This is a genomic window from Planococcus daihaiensis (genome assembly GCF_049262615.1).
GTDB lineage: Bacteria > Bacillota > Bacilli > Bacillales_A > Planococcaceae > Planococcus.
The window spans coordinates 932,791-956,503 of sequence record NZ_CP175504.1; the positions used below are offsets into that span (position 1 = coordinate 932,791).

At 47.4% G+C, this 23,713-nt stretch carries 25 protein-coding genes; 8 read left to right on the plus strand and 17 right to left on the minus strand.

What is annotated here, in order from left to right:
• Positions 1-71 precede the first annotated feature (71 nt).
• The 4 genes from DHX103_RS04370 to DHX103_RS04385 are packed head-to-tail and all read right to left on the minus strand — an operon-like array spanning position 72 to position 2,201.
• Entirely contained in the window at positions 72-449 is a 378-nt protein-coding gene (locus DHX103_RS04370) for a DUF423 domain-containing protein (RefSeq protein ID WP_422124051.1), read from the minus strand.
• 19 nt (positions 450-468) lie between these two features.
• Positions 469-735 carry a YwdI family protein gene (locus tag DHX103_RS04375; protein ID WP_422124052.1) on the minus strand — a complete coding sequence of 89 codons (267 nt, stop codon included), beginning with the start codon at positions 733-735 and terminating at the stop codon, positions 469-471.
• A 59-nt stretch (positions 736-794) separates the two neighbouring features.
• Positions 795-1,469, minus strand: a complete 675-nt coding sequence (locus tag DHX103_RS04380) for a uracil-DNA glycosylase (protein ID WP_422124053.1) — start codon at positions 1,467-1,469, stop codon at positions 795-797.
• 12 nt (positions 1,470-1,481) lie between these two features.
• Complete coding sequence (locus tag DHX103_RS04385; protein WP_422124054.1) at positions 1,482-2,201, minus strand: DUF4230 domain-containing protein; 720 nt, start codon at positions 2,199-2,201, stop codon at positions 1,482-1,484.
• A 70-nt stretch (positions 2,202-2,271) separates the two neighbouring features.
• On the opposite strand from DHX103_RS04385, the gene DHX103_RS04390 reads away from it, so the two are divergent.
• Positions 2,272-2,526 carry a hypothetical protein gene (locus DHX103_RS04390; RefSeq protein ID WP_422124055.1) on the plus strand — a complete coding sequence of 85 codons (255 nt, stop codon included), beginning with the start codon at positions 2,272-2,274 and terminating at the stop codon, positions 2,524-2,526.
• 63 nt (positions 2,527-2,589) lie between these two features.
• Complete coding sequence (thiD, locus tag DHX103_RS04395; RefSeq protein WP_422124056.1) at positions 2,590-3,423, plus strand: bifunctional hydroxymethylpyrimidine kinase/phosphomethylpyrimidine kinase; 834 nt, start codon at positions 2,590-2,592, stop codon at positions 3,421-3,423.
• Positions 3,424-3,482: 59 nt separating this feature from the next.
• Here the strand turns inward: thiD and DHX103_RS04400 are convergent, their stop codons facing one another.
• The gene (locus DHX103_RS04400; RefSeq protein WP_422124057.1) at positions 3,483-4,361 is read right to left on the minus strand and encodes a GNAT family N-acetyltransferase; all 879 of its coding nucleotides are present in this window, start codon (positions 4,359-4,361) and stop codon (positions 3,483-3,485) included.
• 181 nt (positions 4,362-4,542) lie between these two features.
• Between DHX103_RS04400 and DHX103_RS04405 the strand changes: the two genes are divergently transcribed.
• From DHX103_RS04405 to DHX103_RS04425, 5 genes are all read left to right on the plus strand, one after another.
• Complete coding sequence (locus tag DHX103_RS04405) at positions 4,543-4,866, plus strand: PadR family transcriptional regulator (protein ID WP_422124058.1); 324 nt, start codon at positions 4,543-4,545, stop codon at positions 4,864-4,866.
• A complete protein-coding gene (locus DHX103_RS04410) occupies positions 4,866-5,627 on the plus strand; it encodes an HAAS domain-containing protein (protein ID WP_422124059.1) in 762 nt (253 codons plus the stop codon). The genes DHX103_RS04405 and DHX103_RS04410 overlap by 1 nt, the downstream gene beginning before the upstream one ends.
• A 135-nt stretch (positions 5,628-5,762) precedes the next feature.
• Positions 5,763-6,113 (plus strand): YojF family protein, encoded by a 351-nt coding sequence (locus DHX103_RS04415; RefSeq protein WP_422124060.1) that lies wholly within the window; start codon positions 5,763-5,765, stop codon positions 6,111-6,113.
• A 12-nt stretch (positions 6,114-6,125) separates the two neighbouring features.
• The gene (gene bshB2, locus DHX103_RS04420) at positions 6,126-6,815 is read left to right on the plus strand and encodes a bacillithiol biosynthesis deacetylase BshB2 (protein ID WP_422124061.1); all 690 of its coding nucleotides are present in this window, start codon (positions 6,126-6,128) and stop codon (positions 6,813-6,815) included.
• 159 nt (positions 6,816-6,974) lie between these two features.
• Positions 6,975-8,342 carry a YjiH family protein gene (locus tag DHX103_RS04425; protein ID WP_422124062.1) on the plus strand — a complete coding sequence of 456 codons (1,368 nt, stop codon included), beginning with the start codon at positions 6,975-6,977 and terminating at the stop codon, positions 8,340-8,342.
• A gap of 51 nt (positions 8,343-8,393) precedes the next feature.
• On the opposite strand, the gene DHX103_RS04430 is transcribed toward DHX103_RS04425, so the two are convergent.
• Positions 8,394-9,338, minus strand: coding sequence for an L-threonine 3-dehydrogenase (locus DHX103_RS04430; RefSeq protein ID WP_422124063.1), 945 nt, complete (start codon positions 9,336-9,338; stop codon positions 8,394-8,396).
• Positions 9,339-9,573: 235 nt separating this feature from the next.
• On the opposite strand from DHX103_RS04430, the gene DHX103_RS04435 reads away from it, so the two are divergent.
• Positions 9,574-10,206, plus strand: coding sequence for a hypothetical protein (locus tag DHX103_RS04435; protein WP_422124064.1), 633 nt, complete (start codon positions 9,574-9,576; stop codon positions 10,204-10,206).
• A gap of 48 nt (positions 10,207-10,254) precedes the next feature.
• On the opposite strand, the gene DHX103_RS04440 is transcribed toward DHX103_RS04435, so the two are convergent.
• The 11 genes from DHX103_RS04440 to DHX103_RS04490 all read right to left on the minus strand — a co-directional run bounded on the left by DHX103_RS04440 (position 10,255) and on the right by DHX103_RS04490 (position 23,640).
• Positions 10,255-11,445, minus strand: coding sequence for a glycine C-acetyltransferase (locus tag DHX103_RS04440; RefSeq protein WP_422124065.1), 1,191 nt, complete (start codon positions 11,443-11,445; stop codon positions 10,255-10,257).
• Positions 11,446-11,545: 100 nt separating this feature from the next.
• Positions 11,546-13,672, minus strand: a complete 2,127-nt coding sequence (locus DHX103_RS04445) for a peptidase M6 (protein ID WP_422124066.1) — start codon at positions 13,670-13,672, stop codon at positions 11,546-11,548.
• Between the two features lie 227 nt (positions 13,673-13,899).
• Complete coding sequence (locus tag DHX103_RS04450; protein ID WP_422124067.1) at positions 13,900-15,033, minus strand: bifunctional cystathionine gamma-lyase/homocysteine desulfhydrase; 1,134 nt, start codon at positions 15,031-15,033, stop codon at positions 13,900-13,902.
• Positions 15,033-15,965: a PLP-dependent cysteine synthase family protein gene (locus tag DHX103_RS04455; RefSeq protein ID WP_422124068.1), complete on the minus strand. Its 933-nt coding sequence runs from the start codon at positions 15,963-15,965 to the stop codon at positions 15,033-15,035. The genes DHX103_RS04450 and DHX103_RS04455 overlap by 1 nt, the downstream gene beginning before the upstream one ends.
• Positions 15,966-15,976: 11 nt before the next feature.
• Positions 15,977-16,450: an S-ribosylhomocysteine lyase gene (locus tag DHX103_RS04460; protein ID WP_422124069.1), complete on the minus strand. Its 474-nt coding sequence runs from the start codon at positions 16,448-16,450 to the stop codon at positions 15,977-15,979.
• Between the two features lie 13 nt (positions 16,451-16,463).
• A complete protein-coding gene (locus DHX103_RS04465; RefSeq protein ID WP_422124070.1) occupies positions 16,464-17,099 on the minus strand; it encodes a class I SAM-dependent methyltransferase in 636 nt (211 codons plus the stop codon).
• Between the two features lie 160 nt (positions 17,100-17,259).
• The gene (locus DHX103_RS04470; protein WP_422124071.1) at positions 17,260-17,904 is read right to left on the minus strand and encodes a YczE/YyaS/YitT family protein; all 645 of its coding nucleotides are present in this window, start codon (positions 17,902-17,904) and stop codon (positions 17,260-17,262) included.
• Positions 17,905-17,959: 55 nt separating this feature from the next.
• Positions 17,960-18,448 (minus strand): Cys-tRNA(Pro) deacylase, encoded by a 489-nt coding sequence (gene ybaK / locus DHX103_RS04475; protein ID WP_422124072.1) that lies wholly within the window; start codon positions 18,446-18,448, stop codon positions 17,960-17,962.
• Between the two features lie 14 nt (positions 18,449-18,462).
• Positions 18,463-20,622, minus strand: coding sequence for a DNA topoisomerase III (locus tag DHX103_RS04480; protein WP_422124073.1), 2,160 nt, complete (start codon positions 20,620-20,622; stop codon positions 18,463-18,465).
• 404 nt (positions 20,623-21,026) lie between these two features.
• Positions 21,027-21,590 carry an NADPH-dependent FMN reductase gene (locus DHX103_RS04485; protein ID WP_422124074.1) on the minus strand — a complete coding sequence of 188 codons (564 nt, stop codon included), beginning with the start codon at positions 21,588-21,590 and terminating at the stop codon, positions 21,027-21,029.
• 166 nt (positions 21,591-21,756) lie between these two features.
• Positions 21,757-23,640 carry a cation:proton antiporter gene (locus DHX103_RS04490; protein ID WP_422124075.1) on the minus strand — a complete coding sequence of 628 codons (1,884 nt, stop codon included), beginning with the start codon at positions 23,638-23,640 and terminating at the stop codon, positions 21,757-21,759.
• Between the last annotated feature and the right edge of the window lie 73 nt (positions 23,641-23,713).

Genomic DNA, 23,713 nt, shown 5'->3' on the forward strand with positions numbered 1-23,713 from the left:
CATATTTCCGCACCTCAATTTATGCAATAAAAAAGCTGCCCGCATCTCGCTCTCGGGCAGCTTTTCCAATCTTATGACGCTTTTATTACAGCGATGATCAACATGATCCAGCCGGCGATAAACGCTACGCCGCCGATTGGCGTGATGGCACCGAGAATGCTGATGCCGGTCAGGCTGAGAACATAAAGGCTGCCAGAGAAAATGACGATGCCGGCAAGCATCAAATAACCTGCCCAGCTGAGCGATCCCAATGCTCCAAAGAAAGTCGTGCTCATCAATATCGCCACGACCATCAATCCGATGGAATGGAACATCTGGTATTGGACGGCGGTTTGCCACGTATCCAAATATTTATCAGCGACGCGGCCTTCCAGCATATGCGCGCCGAATGCACCGAAAGCTACACTCAATAGAGCGTTGACAGCTCCGGCAATTAAGAAAAATTGCATTGTCTATTCCTCATTCCCTTTAAAATTCAAAAAGCGAATCGCCGTTTGCCCCTTCTTCTTCCAGTTTCTTTTCCGAAAGCACAGGTTGCGGCGCGGGGGATGCTGACAGTGGAACCGCACGAGGCGCAGGCAGGGATGCGGCAGGTTGTTCTTCGCCTTCGAGCACAAGATCGCATAAAGCACGGATTGCCGCAAGCGATTCACGTGTTTTCGCAGCATCGCCGCCACGTGCCTGGCGAGCATGTTTTTCTATTTCAGTAATTACCCGTTCGTGTCCGACGGCCATCTCAAATCCCCCTTCCTTTTTATATCGTCCCTTATTTTAACACGGCTTAACGACTAACGTCAGTCCAGACAGAAATCGATTGGCGTTTCTCCGCGTTGTTGTAACAGGCTGTTCACTTTTGAATAAGGTTTGCTGCCGAAGAATCCGCGGCTTGCGCTCAGCGGACTTGGATGCGGCGCTTCGATGACATCATGGTGCTCCAAATCGATCAGCCCTTTTTTCGTTTGTGCGGGCCTGCCCCATAACACGAAAATCACCGGCTCATTCCGCTCCGATAATTTCCGAATCACTTCGTCCGTGAAAATCTCCCAGCCTTTATTCCGATGCGAATGGGCTTCGCCCTGCCGAACGGTCAAAACGGTGTTGAGCATCATGACGCCCTGGTCTGCCCATTTGGTCAAAGTGCCATTCGCAGGTTTTTCGCAGCCCATATCTTCTTGTAATTCCTTGAACATATTGCGCAGGCTCGGCGGAATCTTGACGCCGGGTTTGACGGAAAAGCTCAAGCCATGCGCCTGTCCCGGTCCGTGATACGGATCCTGGCCAAGAATCACAACTTTGACGTCCCGGAAAGCCGTATGTTCAAAAGCTGACCAGATTTCACCTTTAGGCGGATAGATCGTGGCCGTTTCATATTCATCCTTTAAAAATTCGCGAAGCTCCAAGTAATAAGGTTTATCGAATTCTCCCCCAACCACTTCCTGCCAATCGTTGGAAAGGATCTTTTTCGCCATCGCCACCACTCCTCAGTCTTCAAACTCTACGGTTACGTCATAGTCAACCAATTGGAACATCTCTTCGACCGAGCGTGCTGCATTTTTTTCCGCCAGTTCAAGCACTCCCTGGCCCCGTGTTTCTTCCAGCATCAATTGCTTCGCTTCTTCCGCCAATTCATAGGCTTCGGAAATATCGCCGCCGCCTCTGAATAATCCTTCATAGGAATAAACTTCGACCTGGTCCATAAACAATTCGGGACCTCCCAGGAAATCGGCATTCGGCAACGTAAGCGTTGCGGTTTTTCCTTCTTCATCCAATACGATATCTTCTTCCGTTATGCCCGAAAAGTCAATGCCGGCACGGACTGACCCTGGAATTACCACCAGCAGCTGGCGTTTGGTACCTGGCAGGTCGATACCGATTTCACGGCCGAATACGGCATTGTCCTGTCGTTCAATAATGACTTTCGAGAAAGCTTCAGCACTTGATAATTCATTCAAATCCTGCATCCTTTCCAAAAATGCGCCTTTGCTTTCTGTCGCTGTGCTGCCCTGGATCATCCACCAGGTGCCAAGCGGCAATGCCACGAGCAGGAGCAATAATATAACAATCACTACAAGGAATGAATTGCGGAAAACGCTCATCATCACTCCTATGGATTTCCAGAAGCCGGATTCCTCGGTGCCTTCTTTGCCCTTCATTTCTTCCAGCAATCGTTCTACCTCTGTCAGTTTCGGATCCTTAGCCAATTGACATCCCTCTTTCTATTTTTTTCAGGCGATTCCCGTGGTACGATATTTCTATAAAGGAGCGATGCCCATGTCTGACTGGCTGAATAAAATCAAAACCGTATCTTCGACAAAAGGCGATACTGCTCCTGAAAGCGCCAAAAGTGCTGGTGTCGGCTGTCTGGGTGCTGTCATCGCAATTGCTACCATTTTAACATTTCTTATAGCATTTGGTCTTTTTAAAAGCGGCAACCCGGTAATGGGAATTTTTGCAGCGCTTTTTGCAATAGTCGGTGCGCTCACGTCATTTCTTCTATTATGGCCTCAGAAGCCCAATAGATTGTAAATGCAGGGCGTTTTGTTAAAATGAAACATAGCAAACATTCTATCTATTGGAGGAGTCATATACATGTCACTCAAAAAAACATTAACAATTGCAGGATCCGATACATCCGGCGGTGCCGGCATCCAGGCTGACCTTAAAACTTTTCAGGAACACGGAACTTACGGGATGAACGCGTTGACGGTCATCGTCACGATGGATCCGAATAATAATTGGAGCCACGGAGTTCACCCGATTCCTGTTGATACAATAAAAACACAAATGACAACCGCTTTTTCCACGGGTGTTGATGCACTCAAAACAGGTATGCTGCCGACAGCTGAAATCATCCAGGCGGCTGGCGAAGCGATTGCCGCTTCCGGCATCAAAGACGTCGTCATCGATCCGGTTATGGCCTGCAAAGGTGAAGCGGAAGTTATGTTCCCTGAAAACGTCGATGCCATGATCAAGTATTTATTGCCAAACGCTAAAGTGGTAACGCCGAACCTTGTCGAAGCTGGAGAGTTATCGCGTCTCGGCCGCATCAGCACGGTTGAAGAAATGCAGGCAGCGGCTGAGAAAATCCATGCCAGCGGCGCGCAATTTGTTGTCGTCAAAGGCGGCAAGCAGTTGAAGCACGAAAAAGCGGCTGATTTGCTGTTTGACGGCGAAAAACATTATTTGCTGACAGCAACGAAAACGGATACTGATTACAACCACGGCGCCGGCTGCACATTCGCAGCTGCCATCACGGCGAATATCGCCAACGGCCAATCCGTGAAGGATGCTGTTTTGAACGCCAAAATTTTCGTTTCAGCGGCCATCGAACACGGCTGGAAGCTGAACGAATACGTCGGCCCTGTCATGCACGGTGCTGCGAATAAATTTCCGAAAACAGAAGTGGAAGTATTGGAGTTGTAATTTCTGATTCTCCAAATAGAAAGGAGGACGCAAAAAATGCGTCCTCCTTTTCTTTTCCTCTATAGCTCTTTCTTCATAAATACCTGTTCTATGTTTTTCACAAATCCAAGGTGTTTAAGTGTTTTATAAGTCAGAGAATTCCCTGAAACCGGCACGTTGATTGCTGTCCGGCTGATGGTATCATCAAAATTGTCGAAAACTTCATTCATTAAAATCCTCGATATTTCTTCACGCTCCCTTTTATCTGGTGCTGTTTCGCATTGAAACAACAATGTCCGTGAATGATTGCCATGTTCATCCTTCATTTTCCGGAAAATCGCGTAGCCGACTGTCTCTCCTTCTTCATTAAATGCCAATATTCCTTCACCATCTCTAACACTCTGCCATTGAACCTGCCACGGAAAATCGCCACGGTAAAAAGGCAAGGCAGCAATTTCTTCAGGACTCGTTTGCCGAATTTGATAATGCGCTGACTCCGTTGCTTCAGGCTTTTCCACTGCTCCATCCAATTTCATAAAGTGCAGTTTATCAACGATGTCATAGCCCAGCTTCTTGTATAACTCGATTGCCTTGCCATTACTCGAAATGGCTTCAAGTGTGGCAATTTCCACCTCTTGTTCTTTCAGGAGTTCCAGCGTCTTCTCCATCAGCTGCAAGCCCACGCCCCTTTTGCGCCAGGACATTGCGACTCCAGTTCCGCCGTTCCAACCAATTTTTCTGCCAGCAGATTCCCTGATCCCGTTCAGTACGATGCCTATTGGCAGTTTCCCATCAAAAGCTACTACCGATAATTCTTTCGACAGCTCTTCCTGCATCATCCTTTTGGTAAAGGCTTCTGGCGTTGTCGTCATGTCAAAATGGTAGCCTTCAAATCCTTTATTCCATGCTTCTACCCCTTGTTCAATTGTACATTCTGATAACCTGATGATTCGAATCATCTCTTTCTCCCCTTTGCCCCTTAACTTCTCAAGTTATTTAGTTCTCTTTGGAGCACAAAAACTCCTGCTGAAAAGATCGCTAACTTGTTTAACAATATAGTTGACATTCATTTTATTCACGTGCTATATTGCATTACAACGCAGTAACTTGCTATGCCATATAGAAGAATGGAGTGAAGCGATGTCATCCAGCCAAATGCTTAAAGGAATTCTCGATGGCTGTTTGTTGGCCATCATTCAAAAAGGCGAAACCTATGGCTATGAAATGATCGAGAAATTGGAGCTCTATGGATTCCGGATGGTCAGCGAAGGCAGCATCTATCCGGTTCTGCTGCGGCTTCAAAAAGAGGGTTTCGTAAAATCGGTCATGAAAGAATCACCAAGCGGACCGAAACGAAAATATTACACACTCACCCCCGCAGGTGAACAGGAGTACCTGGAATTCAAGGAACGCTGGGACAGTTTATCCCAATCGGTCAATCGACTCGTGAAGGAGGAAATATAATGGTTTTGTCAAAAGACAGTCAGGAATTCATTGCCAATTTGAAATTGTATTTGATGACTTCAGGGAAAAAAGACAGCGAGATCAAGGAAATTACAGAGGAGCTGCGGGGACATCTTGAAGATGCCGAAAGCCGCGGCAAAAATTTGGATACGGTAACAGGAGGATCACCTGAAGCTTATATGAAAAATATCAGCAATGAAATGACAACTGATTTTTACGGGCTCGTTAAACTCATGCCTATGTTCATCCTTCTGTTAATCGCCTATTTTATAACAGGTTCTGCCATCAGGGGCGATTTGAGCTTTTCATTATTAAAGTTAATCGCTTTCCCATTGATTGCAGTGGCAAGCATTAGCGCTTATATTGTCACATTTCGGCAGATGGCAACGAAGAAATGGTCAACCAAAAAAGAGCTCACCATCTTCATCAGTATTCAGCTGATTACAGTTGGCCTGATGTCTGCAGTATTGTTCCTTGATATCTTTTATTTTCAACCGTTCTATATTCCATCCAGAGAAGTGATGTGGATCATTGCGGCGGTTGGCGTGATCATTTTCATCATCGGCGCCATTTGGTCAAAAACATGGATTACAGTCATTATTCCTCTGTTTTTGATTGGCCCTGATTTTGTTATGAATTTCATGGATGTCGATGAAATGATGGCAGTGTATATAAATATGGGCAGTATGTTCTCCCTTTTCGTACTTCTCATGCTGTATTTGCTGCTCCAGAATAAAAAACAAAACCCTCAAACTGTGTGAGGGGTTTACTATTTCATTCCATAGCCCCCCTCAATCATTTTTCATTATTTCGAAACCCAGAGAGCTAACTAATCGCATTCTCAGTATTTTTTCCATATACTTAAAAAATACGGATTGCCAGAGGAGGGTTTTATCGTGGAATTAGTCGAAGTGAAGAAATTGCAGGTCCAATTGGATGCGTTCGCCGGGAAAGATGTTTATCTTCACCTGGAAACCACGAATGGATCCTATGCCAGCCATTTCAATGAAGCGTTTTTTAATGCCGGAGCTTTTATCCGCAACGTTGTCATCAATTATGAATTGGGCAAAGTTGTCGGAGACAGCCCGCACCGTGTCGGATTGAAATTGCCGCATGGCTGGGTATATGCACAAGGCATCACCCATTACGAAATGGATGACGAAGGCCGCTTGTTGCTCGCGGGGCACGACGGTACGGGAAAACTTGCGGTTGCGCTGGAAATCAGCGAAACACCATTCAGTTATTGAGGGGGAAAAGAAATGACGATACCAAAAGAACAACATGTATTGGTCGTATTCCCTCACCCGGACGATGAAGCGTTCGGAGTTTCGGGAACCATCACGACACATATCAAACAGGGAACGCCGGTTACATACGCTTGCCTGACGCTTGGCGAAATGGGCAGGAATTTAGGGAATCCGCCATTTGCCACACGGGAATCACTGCCGGAAATTCGAAAAAAAGAGCTGCATGCATCTGCGGAAGCAATGGGTCTGACGGACCTTCGCATGATGGGCTTGCGTGATAAAACGATTGAATTTGAAAATGACGAAAAAATGGTCGGCATGATGACTGATCTGATAGAAGAATTGAATCCATCTTTAATCATCACTTTTTACCCGGACTTTGCCGTCCATCCCGATCACGAAGCAACCGCGCGTGCGGTTGTCCGGGCTGTGCGCCGGATGAAGGATCGGCCGAAGCTGCATTGCGTAGCTTTTGCCAATAATACGCTGGACGTTCTCGGCAAACCGGATATTGTCTATGACATTACCCCGGTCAGAGACCAGAAAATGGCTTCCATGAAAGCACATATTTCACAGACGGCCTGGATGCTCGAAGAAATGGAGCATAAACTGGCTCAAGGGGATACAGAAACTGAAAACTGGCTCACACAGGAACGATTTTATAACTACCGCTGGGACGATGATTTCGAAAAAACTTTCTAGAATTTCGCACCCCTCTTTTCTTAATTGAAATTGGGGGTGTTTTTTCTTTTCATTTCAGATAAAATAAAACAATATTACTGAAAGCGTTCTCTTGGGGAAGAATGCTGTATAATTGGTAATCAGAATGTTTCGAAATACACTAAGAAAAGGGGAAAGTTAATGAAAAAGTTTTCTACGTCCACATGGCTCTTATTTCTAATTCCTTCATTACTCGGAATTCTGCTGTTCCTGGTTCCTGTTCCAACAACTAATGCTGATGGTGATACGGAATGGATGGTTACCATCGCAGTCCTGGCCAACTGGATGGCGGATCAGATTCAATCAGTGGTTCCATGGATCCTGCTCGTCATTTTGTCGATAGCTGCACTGGGATCATTGGTATACATAACCAAAAAACCGAATACAGACGAAGACGTACCGTTCTTCGACAAACTCTTTAATGTCCACATATTCTGGACGATTACACGCGTTTTGGCTGCAGTTTTCGCTTTCATGGTCCTGTTCCAAGTTGGACCAGAACCTATTTGGAATGAATATACAGGTGGCCTTCTTCTTTCTGGAGATGGATTATTATCGTTCCTGTTCACTATCTTCCTATTTGCTGGACTGCTATTGCCGCTATTGATGAACTTCGGTCTGCTGGAATTTTTCAGCTCCATGATGATGAAAATCATGCGGCCTTTGTTCCGTCTTCCTGGCCGTTCATCTATTGATGCACTTGCATCTTGGGTCGGTGATGGAACAATCGGTGTTCTCCTAACAAGCAAGCAGTATGAAGCCAATAAATATACGCAACGTGAAGCAGCAATTATCGGAACAACTTTCTCGGTTGTATCGATCACGTTTGCGATTGTCGTTATCGGTGAAATCGGTCTCGCAAGTTATTTCCTTCCGTATTACGGAACTGTCATCCTTACAGGTGTCATTCTTGCGTTGATCATGCCGCGTATCTATCCATTAACCCGTAAACCGACAACGTTCATGGATGGTACCGAGCAGGATTCTCAGACGGAAGATGTTCCCAAAGGATACAATGTTGCTACACACGGCATGGAAAAAGCGCTCGAAAAAGCCGATAGCAACCGTTCTGCAAGCAAGTTCTTCAAAGACGGCTTTAAAAACGTTTTGGATATGTGGATTGGTGTTGCACCGGTAGTTATGGCATTCGGAACAATTGCCTTGATCCTTGCTGAATACACACAAACCTTTGTTGTTCTTGGCGCACCTTTCGTGCCATACTTGAACTTGCTCGGCATTCCTGAAGCAGCTGATGCGGCCCAATTGATGGTGGTCGGTTTTGCTGATATGTTCCTGCCGGCCATTCTTGGTGCAGGAATCGAATCTGAATTGACGCGCTTCGTCGTCGCAACTTTGTCTGTTACACAGCTGATTTACTTGTCAGAAGTGGGCGGAGTATTGCTCGGCTCTAAAATTCCGGTAAACTTCTTCGACCTTGTTGTAATTTTCCTTCTCCGCACAGTGATTGCTTTGCCAATCATTGCCGGTGTTGCACATCTACTATTCTAATAAAAGAGAAAACGCCTTCCGCGGTTGCGGAGGGCGTTTTTATTTTAAGTTTTATGCGTTTTGCAGTTTTGCTTTTAACTTTTCGAGCATGTCTTCCGTCATCGCGTCCAGGTCGTAGGTGGTTTTGAAGCCCCACTCCTTTTTCGCGGCGGATGCATCGATGCTGTCCGGCCAGCTGTCTGCGATTGCCTGGCGGGCAGGATCCACATCGTAGTTCATCTGGAAATCAGGAATATGCTTGCGGATAGAAGCCGCAATCTCTTCCGGTTCGAAGCTCATCGCCGTTACGTTGAACGCATTGCGATGTTCCAATTTATCCCCATCCGCTTCCATCAGATCAATGATCGCCTGAAGGGCGTCCGGCATATACATCATGTCCATATAGGTTCCTTTAGCAATATAAGAAGTGTAGCTTCCCTGTTCCAAAGCTTTGTAGTAAATATCCACGGCGTAATCTGTCGTGCCGCCGCCTGGCTGGGCTACATACGAAATTAACCCGGGAAACCGGACACCGCGCGTGTCGACGCCGAATTTCTGGTAATAATAATCGCATAGCAGTTCGCCCGCGACTTTATTGACGCCGTACATCGTTGTCGGGCGCTGCAGCGTGTCCTGCGGCGTGTCGTTCTTCGGTGTTGACGGGCCAAATGCGCCGATTGAACTTGGCGTGAAAAATTGCATCCCGAGTTCGCGTGACGCTTCCAGCGCGTTCACCAGGCCACCCATATTCAAATTCCATGCAAGCAATGGATTTTCTTCTGCTGTTGCCGACAATAAGGCAGCCATATGCAGCATCGTATCGGCTTCGAAATCCTTCGCCAAATCGCGCATTTTCTGCGCATCCGTAACATCCAGAATTTCAAACGGCCCGCTTGTATCATCAGAAGGACGGATATCCGTCGCCAAAACATTGTCTGCTCCGTAAATTTCTCTCAGTTTTCCCGTCAATTCCGAACCAATCTGCCCCAAGGCACCAGTAATCATAATTCGTTTCATCAAATAAACCCCTCTCAGCTAAAACATATGTCCTCTGTAAAAACACAAATTTACATCTTTAACCATTGATACAACAGTCTTTGCTATACCGACATTATAAATTGTTCTCTTTGAAAACACAATGAATTTAAGAATCCCAGCATGGACTTGTTTTTGATATACTGGTAAAAAGCCTTTCATGAAAAGGGTTACAGTAAAATAAATCTTATTCATACTTTCTTATTGGAGGTGGCTCATGAAATCCCTGCGATTGATTGCGATATTCCTCACCGGAATGGCTGTTACGTCATTTTTAATCTCCATCGGCACATCCCGATGGCTGGTTTTTTTCATAGTAATTAGTCTATATCTGGTGACAATGGTGTTGCCGGGAATTTATGCTGTTTACTTTTCCAATTCATTGCGCCAGATTGAGCGGTATATAAAACGAAACCGCTTCAAAGCAATTTTTGCTTTTCCATATGCCCTGGGCCACGGAAGTGATCAGGATATTGAAAATGCGATTGAACGGATTTTAGCTGTACACAAACAAGCGACCATGCAATCGGTTTACCGCACTTTACTGGCCATTTACCGCGGGCAATCCAGCATTGCGCAACAGCATGCTGAGGGGATTGACCGAGAGCCGATGCGCAGTTATTATTTGGCGCACGCAGCGGTAGCATCCGGTGATCTCGAACGGGCCGCGGATATCAGTAAAGGGATCCCCGAACCTTGGATGAAGCATTCCATCGAGGCTTTGATCGCTTTTGAAAAGAATGATGCCCGCTTTTATTCTTTAGTGGAGAAAAGTGTTGGCGCAGCTCGCGGCGTGCAAAAATATACTTTGGAAAAAAGTTTTGAGCGTATGAAGAAACCCATCGCTTAACCCAAAAAAATCGCCCCACCGGCATTGTCCGGTGGGGCGATTTTTCAATTAGTTAATAATCCCAAGCTCTTTTCCGACTTTTTCGTATGTCGCAATCGCCTGGTCCAGCATTTCTTTGGTATGGGCCGCAGTTGGCATATTGCGGACGCGGCCTGCGCCTTTGGGTACTGTCGGGAAGACGATCGATTTAGCGTAGACGCCTTCTTCGAAGAGTCGTTTCGAGAATTGCTGTGACAGTTTCTCTTCACCGATGATACAAGGCGTGATCGGTGTTTCAGACTCACCGATATCAAAGCCCAATTCTTTCAGGCCCTTTTTCAGGTAATCCCCATTTTCCCACAGCTGGTCATGCAATTCGGTGGAATCAATGATCATCTGGATTGCAGCCGTGGTTGCGGCAACATCGCCAGGAGTAACAGCTGTGGAGAACAGGAATGGACGCGAGCGGACTTTCAACCAGTCAATCAGGTTTTGCTTGCCGGCTACATAACCGCCGACAATTCCGACCGCTTTTGACAACGTCCCCATCTGCATGTCAACTTCTTTTTCAAGGCCGAAATGCTTCACGGTGCCTTTCCCTTTGCCGGTAACGCCAGAGCCATGCGCATCATCGACATACGTGATCAAGTCAAATTCTTTTGCAATGTCCACGATTTCCGGAAGTTTTGCAATGTCTCCGTCCATTGAAAAGACACCGTCCGTGATGACCATCACTTTATTGTATAAGCCGGATTCAGTCGCTTCTTTCGCTTTAGCACGAAGGTCTTCCATATCCGAATGTTTGTAGGCAATGATTTTCGCTTTGGACAAACGGCAGCCGTCAATGATGGATGCGTGGTTTAACTGATCCGACAGAATCGCATCGTTTTTATCCATGACACCGGAAATTGCCGCCATATTGCAGTTAAAGCCCGATTGGTATGAAATCGCAGCTTCCGTCCCTTTAAACTCCGCCAGTTTTTCTTCCAGCTTCACGTGAAGGTCGAGCGTACCGTTGATTGTGCGGACGGCACCGGCACCGACGCCGTATTTATCGATTGCATCTTTGGCAACTTGCTTCAGGTCTTCGTTAGTTGCGAGGCCCAGATAATTGTTTGATGACAAATTGATGAGGTCTTTTCCGCGTATTTTGATAATTGGTCCGTTCGGTCCTTCAACCGGGTCGATTTCGTTATATAAACCTTGCTCTTTAAGTTCGTTGAGGTTGTCGTTCAAGAAAGCATCTAATTTTTTTGACAATATAATCTTCCTTTCATATTCCTGATTATTCTACCCTCCTATCATAACGCAATCTTGACTAAAAGAAAAAGCGGACCGCAGTCCGCTTTTTGATCAATTCTTAATTTTTAACTTTTCCGTTGTTTTTGCCTTTGCCTTTGTTCGGGTTATCTTCTTTGTATAATACTTCATATGTGAAATCCTTTGCTTCACGCTCACCTGCTGCTGCAGCGTAAGAAGTGATCATTTTCACATTGCCTTCACGCAGGACGTTTTGAAGATCCAAAGCTTCTTTTTCCGTCACGTTGAACGGGTCAACGTGGAAAACGTGCTGTTGGCCATTTTTCTTCGTTTGGATGAATGTAGTTGTAAAATCGACGTATTCACCTTTTAATTGGCCAAGTGACTGGAATGGTTCTGTAGAAGATCCATCAGCGGAAAAGTCGCCCAATTGAACATTTTTGATGAACCAGCCTGTGTCGTTGTAACCCCAATCCGTCAAATTGCGGAATGACACTAAGACATCTTGTCCGGCATAAGCTGCAAGGTCGAATGTTTCGGTTGACCAATCCAATTTATGGCCCGTGAATCCTGGAACGTTTTCTTTAATTTTCGGATAGCCTTCTTCAACTACATCCGTGCGTGTGTTGTCATTTTCAAGAGAAGTCCACGTTTCACCATTGTCAGTGGAAACCTGAACAACACCGTAATCCCAACCCTCTTCAATATCGTAGTAATGATCGAACGTCAGCACAGCGTCGTCAGCTGGAACAGTTGCACCGAAGATCAAGGCCTGATCTGCTTCATCACCGTTATCAGCATGCAATACTTGTTCCGATGCATCCACCGGGTTCGCAACAGTCCCCCATTGCAATGGCAGGAAATCTACGCCGTCGAATTCAAGGCCGCGCACATCTTTGCCGAAGTCGAATTCTTTAAAGTCGCCGCCCCATGCCGGTACGCCTTCTTTTTCAAATGTTAATGCTTTTTCAAAGTCGACTGTTTTGCCGCGCACTTCGCCATCCGTGCCAACTGGCAGATTGCGCAAGTCAATACTGTCGATATTATAGTCACTGCTCACATCCGAGTTATCCAAAGTCAACGCCGTCATGAAGTTCTGGTACAGTTCTGTAAATGTTAAGCCTGTGCCATAGTCCTCCAGCGTTTTGTTGACGCTTGCCATACCCTGGTTGTCGCCATCAGTTGCCAGTTCACGAATGAATTCCTGGCCGAATTTGTCGTACATATAGAGTGTGAACAAGTAAACCTGACCATAATCCGCAATTGTTTCAGGCCCAGTTTCAGCTGTTCCATGCTCATCCCAGTTTACTAACGAGTTTTCCGGGTGGTCCAAATAGAAGTTGATGGACCCTTCGCCGTGGCCATAGCCTCCCAGGAATTCAGAGAACGTGGACATCCCTTCATTTAACCAAGTTTCTTCAGAAGGGTCATTATCCGCCTGGATCAAATGCTGGAGTTCATGGATTGTTGTCCCGAAGAATGTGCTCTCCAGACGTGTTTCCCATGAATTCGTATCGATTGTGATGATGTTGCGGTCTGTATAATTTTCAAGCGTTTGCCAGAAGAAACCGGCTACGAAGAAAGGATACGATGGATCGTTCCATCCTTGATCCTGGACGTTATCAACAAGCATGATCACTTTATCCGAGCCTTCGTAATACCCTTCAGGCAGCCCGACCATTCCTGGCAGTGGAGAATTGGAGCCATCCAACGAATCCGGTGTTCCGAAGAAATCCGTCGCCACCGGGTAAATATTGCCTTCGAATTCATCACGCAATAGATCCACTTGGCCTTGTGTCACGACGTCAGCCGGTTTCGGATTATCGGGACCGTATGCCAAATCTTTTGCTACCCAGATTTCGACGTTGTCGCCCACACTGCGAAGCGTGAACTCTTTGAACGCCAAATTGCGGTCAAGGAATAATTTTGTTCCGCCATCGTATGTAAAGTCTGGATCCGCTGAAGCTTCGTCGCCATTTCCATCAGCTTCATCATTTAAAGATCCTGCCTGCGCCTTGATTTTCGCTTCCGCTTCTTTTAAGAACTCAGCGTCCTGTGACAGTTCGTGGAGGCTTTGGTCAATATCGATTCTTTCCCCGTATCGCTCAGCATTCCAATCGACTGCAGAAGGCACAGCTTCTGTCGGTGTCGCCAATGCTGCCGGCGCCAATAAAGAGAGCGTTAACGCACTTGCTGATAATATCGAAACCCACTTGCTTTTAATCATTTATTTTACCCCTTTCAAATTTGTCAGAATTTTTAAAACTAATAAAATATTAACATGCCAGACATTTCAAAAGAATAGGGTATATAGATTATTTCGACTTCCGAATTATTAGGTAAATAGTTTTGCTTTTATTTCTAAAATATACTATTTATTACCTGCTTAACGATATATGAATAAAATAAAAAACCGCCATATAGGCGGCTTTTCTGCGTTATCTAAAATTTTTATTACTCCAATGCCTGCTCCAGGTCTTCGATCAAATCTTCCACGTCTTCAATGCCGACCGAAATTCGGACCAAGCCTTCCACAATACCAAGTTCTGCGCGGCGCTCGACTGGAATCGAAGCGTGCGTCATTTGAGCCGGAACCGAAATCAGGCTCTCGACCGCGCCCAGGCTTTCGGCCAATGTGAAGTATTTCAATTTCGCCAGAAGTTCGCCCGCTTTTTCTTTGCTGCCCACGTCAAATGAAATCATCCCGCCAAAACCGGTAGCCTGTTGTTTTATCAACTCGTGGCCTTTATGCTCGGGCAGTCCCGGATAAATGACCGTTCCAACAGCGTCATGGCCTTTCAGGAATTCAGCGATTCTTTGGGCGTTGCTGCCCGTTTCTTCCATGCGGATGCCGAGTGTTTTCAATCCGCGCATCAACAGCCATGAATCCTGCGGCCCTAAAATGGCGCCGACTGAATTTTGGACAAAATGAAGATCTGTTGCCAGTTCTTCAGTATTCACCACAACAAGCCCCGCCACCACATCGCTGTGTCCGCCAATGTATTTCGTGGCAGAGTGCAGCACAATATCCGCACCAAGCTTGAGCGGGCTCTGCAAATAAGGTGTCATGAATGTATTGTCGACAATCGTTAGTAGACCTTTCGATTTCGCAAATTTCGCCACAGCTTCAATGTCCGTCACTTTCAATAATGGATTTGTCGGTGTTTCAATGAAAATCGCTTTTGTATTTTCCTGAACTGCCGCTTCCACTTCTTCTAGATTGCCGGTATCCACAAAGGTGAATTCCAAGCCGAAGCGGTTCAGCACTTTATTCATGACACGGTAAGTGCCGCCGTATACGTCGTCCGTCAGGATCACGTGGTCGCCTGCCGAGAACAGCATCATGACCGATGAAATCGCCGCCATACCAGAACCGAATGCAAATCCGGCGTGGCCGTATTCGACATCCGCGATCAGCTCTTCCAGCGCGTGGCGCGTCGGGTTGCCGGTACGTGAATATTCGTAGCCTTTGAATTTGCCGACAGCTTCCTGTTTATAGGTGCTTACCTGGTAAATCGGCGTAGAGACTGCGCCCGTCGCTTCATCTCCGACAATGCCGCCGTGAATCAATCTCGTTTTGGCTCTCATCAATTTTCCTCCTCGAAGGTTCTATTATAAATATCCTGGCTCATATAACGTTCGCTGGAATCAGCAAACACCGTAACGATGTGGCTGCCGGGTTTGGCGGTTTCAGCTTCCCGCAGAGCAGCAACGAATGCCGCTCCGGAAGAGCTGCCGACCAATAAGCCTTCCCGTTTCGCCAATTCTTTTAACGCCGCAAAAGCTTCGCGGTCGGTGATTGTGTGGATGGCATCAAAATAAGACGTGTGCATGTAATCGGGCAGAAACTCCATTCCAATGCCTTCTGTCAGATGCGCTCCGGATTCACCGCCGTTCAAAATTGAGCCTTCCGGTTCTACGATTACTGTCTTTATAGTTGCGTTCTGCCCTTTCAAATAGCGGGACGTGCCCATAAATGTGCCACCGGAACCCGCTCCCGCGACAAATACATTGATCTCCCCTTCAAGCGCCTGCCATAATTCAGGGCCAAGCGTCCGGACATACGTTTCCGGATTGGCGGGATTTGAAAATTGCGCGGGTGAAAAAGCCCGCTCTTCTTTTGCAAGCTGCTGGGCTTTTTCAATGGCGCCTTTCATACCCTTTTCAGTCGGTGTATTAATGACTTCTGCGCCAAGTGCGCGCATCAGCCCTTGTTTTTCCTGGCTGAATTTTTCGGGTACGACAAATTTCACTTTATAGCCTTTGCCGATGGCGGCAATCGCGAGACCGATGCCTGTGTTTCCGGCAGTCGGCTCGATCATTGTGCCACCGGGCTTCAAAACGCCGCGGCGTTCAGCATCTTCTATTAAAGAAACACCCAGGCGGTCTTTGACGCTGCCCCCCGGATTGAAATATTCCAGTTTGGCAAAAATGCGACAGCCGTTCGGAATGTCCATATTCGTCAGTTCCAAAAGCGGTGTATCACCGATCAATTGTTGGATGCCTGTAGCAAATTTCATATCTTTTCTCCTCAAACAGTTTCGTGGACGAAAACCTGGTGCCATTCATCTTTTTTCGCCAGCATCTCACGCGCCAATTCTTTCGCGCCTTCTAAGCTGTGGCTTGCTGCCCAACCGCATTGCACTTCATTGCAGGCCGGCACTTCGTCGGCTTTGATGACATCTTCCAACGTGTTTTCGATGATGCGCAATACATCATCAAAGTCATCGTGGTTGATCAATGATAGATAATAGCCTGTCTGGCAGCCCATTGGCCCGATGTCGATGATCTGGTCCGAATGGTTGCGGCTGTGTTCCGCCATCATATGCTCCAAGGAATGAAGACCTGGCATTTCCATGTGCTCTTTGTTCGGCTGCTTGAAACGGATATCGTATTTGCGGATTGTATCGCCGTTTGCTCCTGTTTTTTCTCCGGCCAGACGCACGTACGGCGCCACTACTTTTGTATGGTCAAGGTTGAAACTTTCTACGTTCATTTTTTTCATATGAATCTTCCTCTCATCGTTTGGTTGCATCCATCAGGATGACGTAATCATTCATCGGGGTAAATTCTATATCAAATCCATTTTTCTCGAAAATCGCTTTCAGCACGGGCACCGTTGTATAGTATTCGCGCTTTAAATCCTCCACCAGGTTTGGATGCTCTTCGCCTTCTTCGTAGACAATGCGTCCCAATTTCGCTTCTTCCGATTCGAACACGGTATCCGCAAAGACGATTTTGCCTCCACGTGGCAGAATTGACGCGTAAAGCTGAATCGCCTCTGTTTTCTCCTCATCCGTCAAATGATGGAACGCATAACTGCTGACAAAACTCTTCGGCGCTGCCGGCAAATCGAAATTCAGAAAATCGCCGTCCAGAAGAACAATCTCCGGAAATTTCTCTTTTGCCACTTTGCGCATTGCTGCATTCGGCTCGATGCCGACAACATCATAACCACGCTCCAATAGCGCGGCTGTCAGATTCCCGGTGCCCGTGCCAAATTCGACGACAGGTCCTGCCGCTCTATTGGAGACTGCTGCTAAAATCTCCTGGTAACCTTTAAAAACTGAAGCGTATTCCGGGTCATGGCCGCTGACAGAGTCATCATAGGTATGAACCCATTCATCGAATATCTCCACAAATTCTCTTCCCATATTTGAACGCCTGCTCTCTTCAATGGTATAATAAACAAAACCAATAGTCTTACTAGGTTTTATTTATAACACATGCTTTTCGCATGTTCAACTATCAGCTTTTATTCGACATTAAAATTTAGGCACAATAAAAGACCCGGCAAGCACCGGGCCTTATCTTTCACAGTTTTAAAATTGGCGGCAGTTCGTCCTGACGTTTCAGGATCAGCCGTTTCAGCAGCGTTTCACATTGCACGAGCGATATTTGAACAATACGGCCGAGCAGCAATGCGATTATCACCGTGCCAATGCCGATCGGGCCGCCGAGCAACCAGCCCAATACCGCAACGGTCACTTCAATCGCCGTCCGGATCACACTGACGCTGAACCCCGTCTGCTGCACGAGGATCAGCATCAGATCATCCCGAGGTCCCGCTCCCATTTTTGGCGCCACATACATGCCGACGCCATAGCCCATCACAATGATGCCCGCTGTAAAAATGAGTATTTGGCCTGCCATCGACTCGATATCCGGAATAAGAAAATTGAACAGATCAATAAATAATCCGATCGACACCATATTCAATAGGGTGCCGAATTGCGGCCACCTGCGCCGGACAAGCGATGTGACGCTGATCAACACAAAGCCCGCAATGATTGCCCAGCTGCCGATGGTCAATCCGAAATTCTGATACAGACCGACATGCAGGACATCCCACGGGCCGATGCCGAGGCGATCGCCTTTGATGGTCATCGTAATTCCCAGTCCCAACACCATCATGCCGACCAGGAAGAACAGCCACCGATAATACATAGAAACAGTCATCCGCCATCCTTCTTTCTATTAAAGACTTTTCGCCGGATTGACGAAAAGCAAATGTTCAACGGGCATCCGTCAACTCCGCCAGTTGTCCGCCCGATACTTGCAATAAGTCGTGTGGCGACAGTTTTAATTGTGCGCCGATCTTACCTGCGGAGACAATGATTTCTTCGCGGTCCGCCGCTTCACTGGCGATAAAAGTCGGAAACGGCTTTTTCATGCCCAGCGGCGAACAGCCGCCGCGCACATAGCCGGTAAGCGGCAAAATCTCTTTTACCGGCACCATTTCGATTTTCTTTTCACCGCAGGCTTTCGCGGCCAGTTTCAAATTCAGTTCAGCTGCTGCCGGAACCAAAAAGACGTAATGGCTGTTGGAATTTCCAGCTGCCACCAGCGTTTTATAGACGGCTTCAACCGGAAAACCGATTTTCGCGGCGACTGATACGCCGTCGGTTTTCCCGTCGTCACTGCTGTATTGCAGCTGCTCATAGGGTATCTTTTCGCGGTCCAGGATGCGAGCCGCATTGGTTTTTGGAGCTTTCTTTGACATTTCGCCAACTCCTGTCAGTCTTTTTGTTCCATCATTTTCTTCAATGCTTCCGCCATTGCGTTATTTTGCGGCGGCTCGTCCTGCTGCTTCAAGAATTGATTGACGTCTTTTTTGGTCGCTTTGGACTGGCCGGATTTCTTGCGTTTCTCAAATGCCGACAGCTTTTCGCGGTGGCCGCATTTGCAGACAAAGATCTTGCCGTCGCCTTCTCCCTGCATTTCCAATTTCTTATGGCAATTCGGGCAGCGCGCATTCGTCAGCATCGCCACTTGTTTCTTGTAGCCGCATTCGCGGTCCTGGCAGACATTCATCTTGCCGCGCTTGCCGTTGACTTCAAGGAGTGGCTTGCCGCAATCCGGGCACATCTTGCCGCTGATGTTATCGTGCTTGAATTTTTTGTCGCTCTTCTTGATGTCGGACACCGATTTTTCGGCAAATAGGATCATTTCCTGAATGAAGACCGCTTTTTTCAGTTGCCCTTTGGCGATTTTCGTCAGCTGCTGCTCCCAGTCCGCTGTCAGTTTCGGTGATTTCAAATCTTCTGGCACAAGTTCCAGCAATTGCCGCCCTTTTGAGGTGATCGTCAAATCTTTGCCTTTTTTCTCGATCAGGAAAGTATTGAATAATTTATCGATGACGTCCGCACGTGTTGCTACGGTTCCAAGCCCACCCGTTTCGCCGAGTGTCCGGATGGATTCCTTCGATTCACCGGCCATGAACTGCGCCGGATTTTCCATCGCGCCGAGCAGCGTTCCTTCATTGAAGAAAGCGGGCGGCTTCGTTTTGCCTTCGGTCAGGGAGATGCCTTTGATGTGCAGCGTCTGCCCCTTTTCAAATTTCGGCAAGGTCGTGTCTTTGTCTTCGTTGTCATCGAGGTAGATCCGTTTCCAGCCTTCATTGCGCACTGTATTGCCTTTTGCCTGGAACGTCTCGCCTCCAGCTTCAAGTTTGACCGTCGTCTGGTCATACTCATATTGCGGATAAAACACCGCCAGGAAACGCTTGACGATCATATCGTATAATTTATGCTCGTTCGCCGACAGTTCATGCAGCGGCGGAGCCTCCTCCGTCGGAATGATGGCGTGGTGGTCGGATACTTTCGCATCATCGATGACCCCTTTTTGCGCCGCCACCGGCGATTTGAGGATCGTCGCAGCAAGCGGGCGGTATGGTCCCGTCTGCACCGCTTTGATGCGGCCTTTCAGCGTATCTTTCATGTCGGACGTCAAATGCTTCGAATCCGTCCGCGGATAAGTCACGATTTTATAGCGCTCATACAGGTTCTGCAGCGTGTTGAGCGTCTCTTTTGCCGACCAGCTATAGCGTTTATACGCTTCTTTTTGCAGTTCGGTCAAGTCGAATAAAGGCGGTGCCGGCTGTTTCTTCGGTGTGATTTTGATGTCTGTCACAGTGCCTTCATGCGTTTGGTCCAGCTTCGCGAATAAAGCATCGATCTTCGCCTTATCAAACGATTGTGTCGAATTGCCGTCCGTCCATGTGAACGCGGCCTGGTCCGTAATCGCCTGCATGCCGAAATATGGCTTCGGCTGGAAGTTGCGGATTTGCTGTTCGCGCTCCGCAATCATCGCAAGCGTCGGCGTCTGCACACGGCCGGTCGATAGCTGCGCGTTGTATTTCACCGTCAATGCGCGTGTCGCGTTAATGCCGACAACCCAGTCAGCTTCCGCCCGCGCAACTGCCGCCTGGTAGAGATTTTCGTAAGCTTTGCCGTCTTTCAGGTTGTTGAAGCCGTCTATGATCGCTTTGTCGGTAACCGACGAAATCCACAGACGTTTGATTGGCTTCCTGTTGTTCGTTTTCTCCAGGATCCAGCGCGCCACAAGTTCCCCTTCGCGCCCGGCATCCGTTGCGATGATCACGTCTTTCACGTCGCCACGGTTCAGCTGCGCTTTGACCGCGTTGAATTGCTTCATTGATTGTTTGATCGGCACCAGTTTGAACGGTTTCGGAATGATCGGCAGAGTCTCCATCTTCCATTCCTTGAAGTCGTTGTCGTATTGCTCCGGCTGCGCATGCGTCACCAAATGGCCCAGCGCCCACGTGACAATATGCTGCTGTCCTTCAAAAAAGCCATTCCCTTTCTGGCTGCATCCGAGCACACGCGCAATGTCGCGCGCCACCGATGGTTTTTCCGCTATTACGATTGATTTCATATTTATTCACCCTCATTTCTCATTTGGTTATTATAACATTTTCAACTGTGGAAGGCAGTTGGATGGGGTTTTCAAATTTATTTTATGGGAATAAAACCTCAGGATGAATTGAAAAAATCTTCTCAAATGCGAAGATTTCCTTAAGAGCAGGGCATTTTCGCTCCGCGAAAACGCCCGCTATGCTTTTGAACTTGCGGTTTTTCGCTTTTCGCATGGGTTTGAGCGAAAAGCATCCATTTTTCTCTTGAATTTTGCTTTTACATTTTGATCTCTGCATAACAACTGGAAAGCTCCATATCTTCACTCGAAGGAAACATATGCCAAGGCACTATTGTAAAGCTGCAGTCACTCTTCAACAACTCAAAAAAACCTCCCGCAGGAGGTTTTTTCTCGTCTCATCAAGCTCAGTGTTTATCCAATGTTTCCTTTGATAGATGCTTGCTCATTTCGGCGTATTGCACGAAAACGCGGGCCAGCTCGCGAAGGCGGTCGTGGACGTCTTCATTAACAATATTGTTGTCGGCATCAAAATGGCTCGTGTGCGTGTACACATAATTCGGCGTCACGAGACAGCGGAAATAGTCGAGAATCGGCTTCAGCTGATTTTCGATGACCAAGTGATGCTGGTAGGTGCCGCCGTTTGCCACAATCGATACCGGTTTGTAACGCATCGTATGCGGATGCAACAGATCGAATGTATTTTTCAAAACGCCAGGAATCGAACCCTGGAATATTGGCGATGCAATAATATAACCATCCGCCTCGTTAAAGCGGCGAGCCAGTTCTTGCATGCTCTCATTGTATTCGCCGAGCGGTCGTCCATCGACGAATTGATGCTCGTAATCAGCCAGGCTTAGGATGTCGAGTTCCATTTCCGGCTCGAATTCCTGGATATACATTTTAATCTGCTCCAATACCGCACCCGTTTTTCTTCCCACGATGGTGCCGTCCACTAATAAAATCTTCATAAAACTGTTCCTCCTCGAGTCCGTATATGCTGGGCAGCCTTGCTGCCTCTCATTATTTTTTCTTTGCTGATCCGGCAATAAAAAAAGATTACCTGACCAAGCTTTATTCCATCATAACAAACAGCGATTGCGGATACGTATCGAAATACCTTATGAAATCGAGATTTCATTCTTTAGGCTGAGATGGCGCGTTCTTGGCGCGCTTGTTTTGCAGACGTTCCTGGATGCGGTCGGATTGGCTCTCCGGAGACGTGAAACTGACAATCGTATCGCCCAGTTTCGGTTCCGGCAGATTGCCGCTAGTGAAGAACTCGATTTTCCCTTGCTCCCGTTGAAGGTAGAGCAGGATGGTATCGGAGCTCGAGTTCCGCTTGTATTCTTCGTATGTGTATTGTTCGGTCAATTGCGTTTTGCGAATTGTATAGCCCTCTTCGGCTTTCTTATCCAATTCATGTATATTCCATTCATTCCCGAACAGCATTCTGCCTTTCAATGAAGCATGGAAATCAGCCGGATCGCCTTGGTGGATTGCTGTCTGGTACAGGTTTTCACGGCCGAACTCCGGCACATAATTATTCACGACCAATGCATTATAGGAATCGATTTCCCCTGCCAGCAGCATTGTTTCGTAAGGAGTAAAATCCATCTCATATTCGGTGTGTTCGGAAAGAATCTCTCCGGTGAAAGTTTTCAATCCAGCGAGGCGGGCGGGTTGCAGCCTTCCCCACGAAGGGTCCATGATAAGCACATTTTTTTTGTTTCCGGAAAGGGCTTCACCCAGCTTGATGACAAAGCGCCCGACGCCAACAATGATGATTCCGGGTTCATCGCCAGTGGACAGTCCAAGTTTTCGCCCTACCCAGCCGATTGTAAAGCCATGGGCGACAACTGTTGAGAACACCAAAGCGAATGTCAGGGCCGTTAATAGTTCAGCATCTTCAAATCCGGCATCGAGCAAAACGCCCGCGAAATAACCGGAAACTGTCAGCGCCACAATGCCCCGAGGCGCAATCCAGCCGATCAGTGTTTTTTCCTGCCATGTCAGATCCGTACGGATTGTCGACAGCCAAATCGACAAAGGGCGCACGAGGAACAGGGTCGCCAACACAAATGCGATGATGCGCCAATTGAAGATTTCAATCAGGACATCGAGGCTTAACGAGGCGGTGAGCATGACGAAAATACTCGAAATCAGCAACACCGAGATGTTCTCTTTGAAATGCCGCATGTCGTTGATGGATGCGATGTGCATGTTCGCCATGACCATTCCCATTGCAGTAACTGCGAGCAACCCGGTTTCATGCATGACAATGTCAGAGAGCACGAATGTCAGCAGCACGACGCCGAAAACGATCGGCGCCTTAAGGAATTCCGGCACCTGGCCGTTCTCGAACAACCAGCCAAGCAGCCAGCCAACTCCTGCGCCAAGTGCCACAGCAAATAGCGACGCCAGGAAGAACAGGCCGAACGCACCGGCAGTTTCGTCACCGATTGCAAACAGCACAAACTGAAACGCGAATAATGCCAGCAATGCGCCGAACGGATCGACGACAATGCCTTCCCATTTGAGGATTGCCGCCGGACGGGCTTTCAATTTTGCCTGGCGCAGCAGCGGCAGGATGACGGTCGGGCCGGTGACGATGAAGAGGCCGCCAATGACGAAAGCCACTGCCCACGACAACCCGGCTATGTAATGGGCTGCAAGCGAGCCGGTGATCCAGGCGATAAATGCACCGATTGTGACAATCCGCAGCACCGGCTTATTGAATCCCCGGATTTCCTTGAAATTCAAATTCAAACTTCCTTCAAATAAAATGATGGCAACAGCCAGTGATATGAAAGGTTTAAATAATTCCCCGAAACTTTCTTCCGGATCAATGATGCCCAAAAACGGACCGACGATCAGGCCGGCTATCGACATCAGGACAATAGCAGGAAAGCGAAAGCGCCAGGCCAGCCATTGTGAAACGACGCCGAGAAAGATGATTAACATGAGATCAAATAATAAAGTATCGATAAGCTTTCGCCCCCTCTTTAAATCTATTTCCATATTATACGTTTATTATTCCTCCAATTAAAAGCGGTATGCCAGTCGAAATGATTTTAATTTCATTAAAATATGC

Coding starts and splice junctions, on each gene's coding strand:
- DHX103_RS04410 (WP_422124059.1), top strand. CDS start 4,866: ATGGTTTTGTCAAAAGACAGTCAGGAATTCATTGCCAATTTGAAATTG.
- DHX103_RS04455 (WP_422124068.1), bottom strand. CDS start 15,965: ATGAAATTTGCTACAGGCATCCAACAATTGATCGGTGATACACCGCTT.
- DHX103_RS04405 (WP_422124058.1), top strand. CDS start 4,543: ATGTCATCCAGCCAAATGCTTAAAGGAATTCTCGATGGCTGTTTGTTG.
- DHX103_RS04425 (WP_422124062.1), top strand. CDS start 6,975: ATGAAAAAGTTTTCTACGTCCACATGGCTCTTATTTCTAATTCCTTCA.
- bshB2 (WP_422124061.1), top strand. CDS start 6,126: ATGACGATACCAAAAGAACAACATGTATTGGTCGTATTCCCTCACCCG.
- DHX103_RS04485 (WP_422124074.1), bottom strand. CDS start 21,590: ATGAAGATTTTATTAGTGGACGGCACCATCGTGGGAAGAAAAACGGGT.
- DHX103_RS04380 (WP_422124053.1), bottom strand. CDS start 1,469: ATGGCGAAAAAGATCCTTTCCAACGATTGGCAGGAAGTGGTTGGGGGA.
- DHX103_RS04465 (WP_422124070.1), bottom strand. CDS start 17,099: ATGGGAAGAGAATTTGTGGAGATATTCGATGAATGGGTTCATACCTAT.
- DHX103_RS04445 (WP_422124066.1), bottom strand. CDS start 13,672: ATGATTAAAAGCAAGTGGGTTTCGATATTATCAGCAAGTGCGTTAACG.
- DHX103_RS04480 (WP_422124073.1), bottom strand. CDS start 20,622: ATGAAATCAATCGTAATAGCGGAAAAACCATCGGTGGCGCGCGACATT.
- ybaK (WP_422124072.1), bottom strand. CDS start 18,448: ATGTCAAAGAAAGCTCCAAAAACCAATGCGGCTCGCATCCTGGACCGC.
- DHX103_RS04375 (WP_422124052.1), bottom strand. CDS start 735: ATGGCCGTCGGACACGAACGGGTAATTACTGAAATAGAAAAACATGCT.
- DHX103_RS04370 (WP_422124051.1), bottom strand. CDS start 449: ATGCAATTTTTCTTAATTGCCGGAGCTGTCAACGCTCTATTGAGTGTA.
- DHX103_RS04470 (WP_422124071.1), bottom strand. CDS start 17,904: ATGACTGTTTCTATGTATTATCGGTGGCTGTTCTTCCTGGTCGGCATG.
- DHX103_RS04460 (WP_422124069.1), bottom strand. CDS start 16,450: ATGAAAAAAATGAACGTAGAAAGTTTCAACCTTGACCATACAAAAGTA.
- DHX103_RS04435 (WP_422124064.1), top strand. CDS start 9,574: ATGAAATCCCTGCGATTGATTGCGATATTCCTCACCGGAATGGCTGTT.
- DHX103_RS04390 (WP_422124055.1), top strand. CDS start 2,272: ATGTCTGACTGGCTGAATAAAATCAAAACCGTATCTTCGACAAAAGGC.
- DHX103_RS04490 (WP_422124075.1), bottom strand. CDS start 23,640: ATGGAAATAGATTTAAAGAGGGGGCGAAAGCTTATCGATACTTTATTA.
- DHX103_RS04450 (WP_422124067.1), bottom strand. CDS start 15,033: ATGAGAGCCAAAACGAGATTGATTCACGGCGGCATTGTCGGAGATGAA.
- DHX103_RS04400 (WP_422124057.1), bottom strand. CDS start 4,361: ATGATTCGAATCATCAGGTTATCAGAATGTACAATTGAACAAGGGGTA.
- DHX103_RS04430 (WP_422124063.1), bottom strand. CDS start 9,338: ATGAAACGAATTATGATTACTGGTGCCTTGGGGCAGATTGGTTCGGAA.
- thiD (WP_422124056.1), top strand. CDS start 2,590: ATGTCACTCAAAAAAACATTAACAATTGCAGGATCCGATACATCCGGC.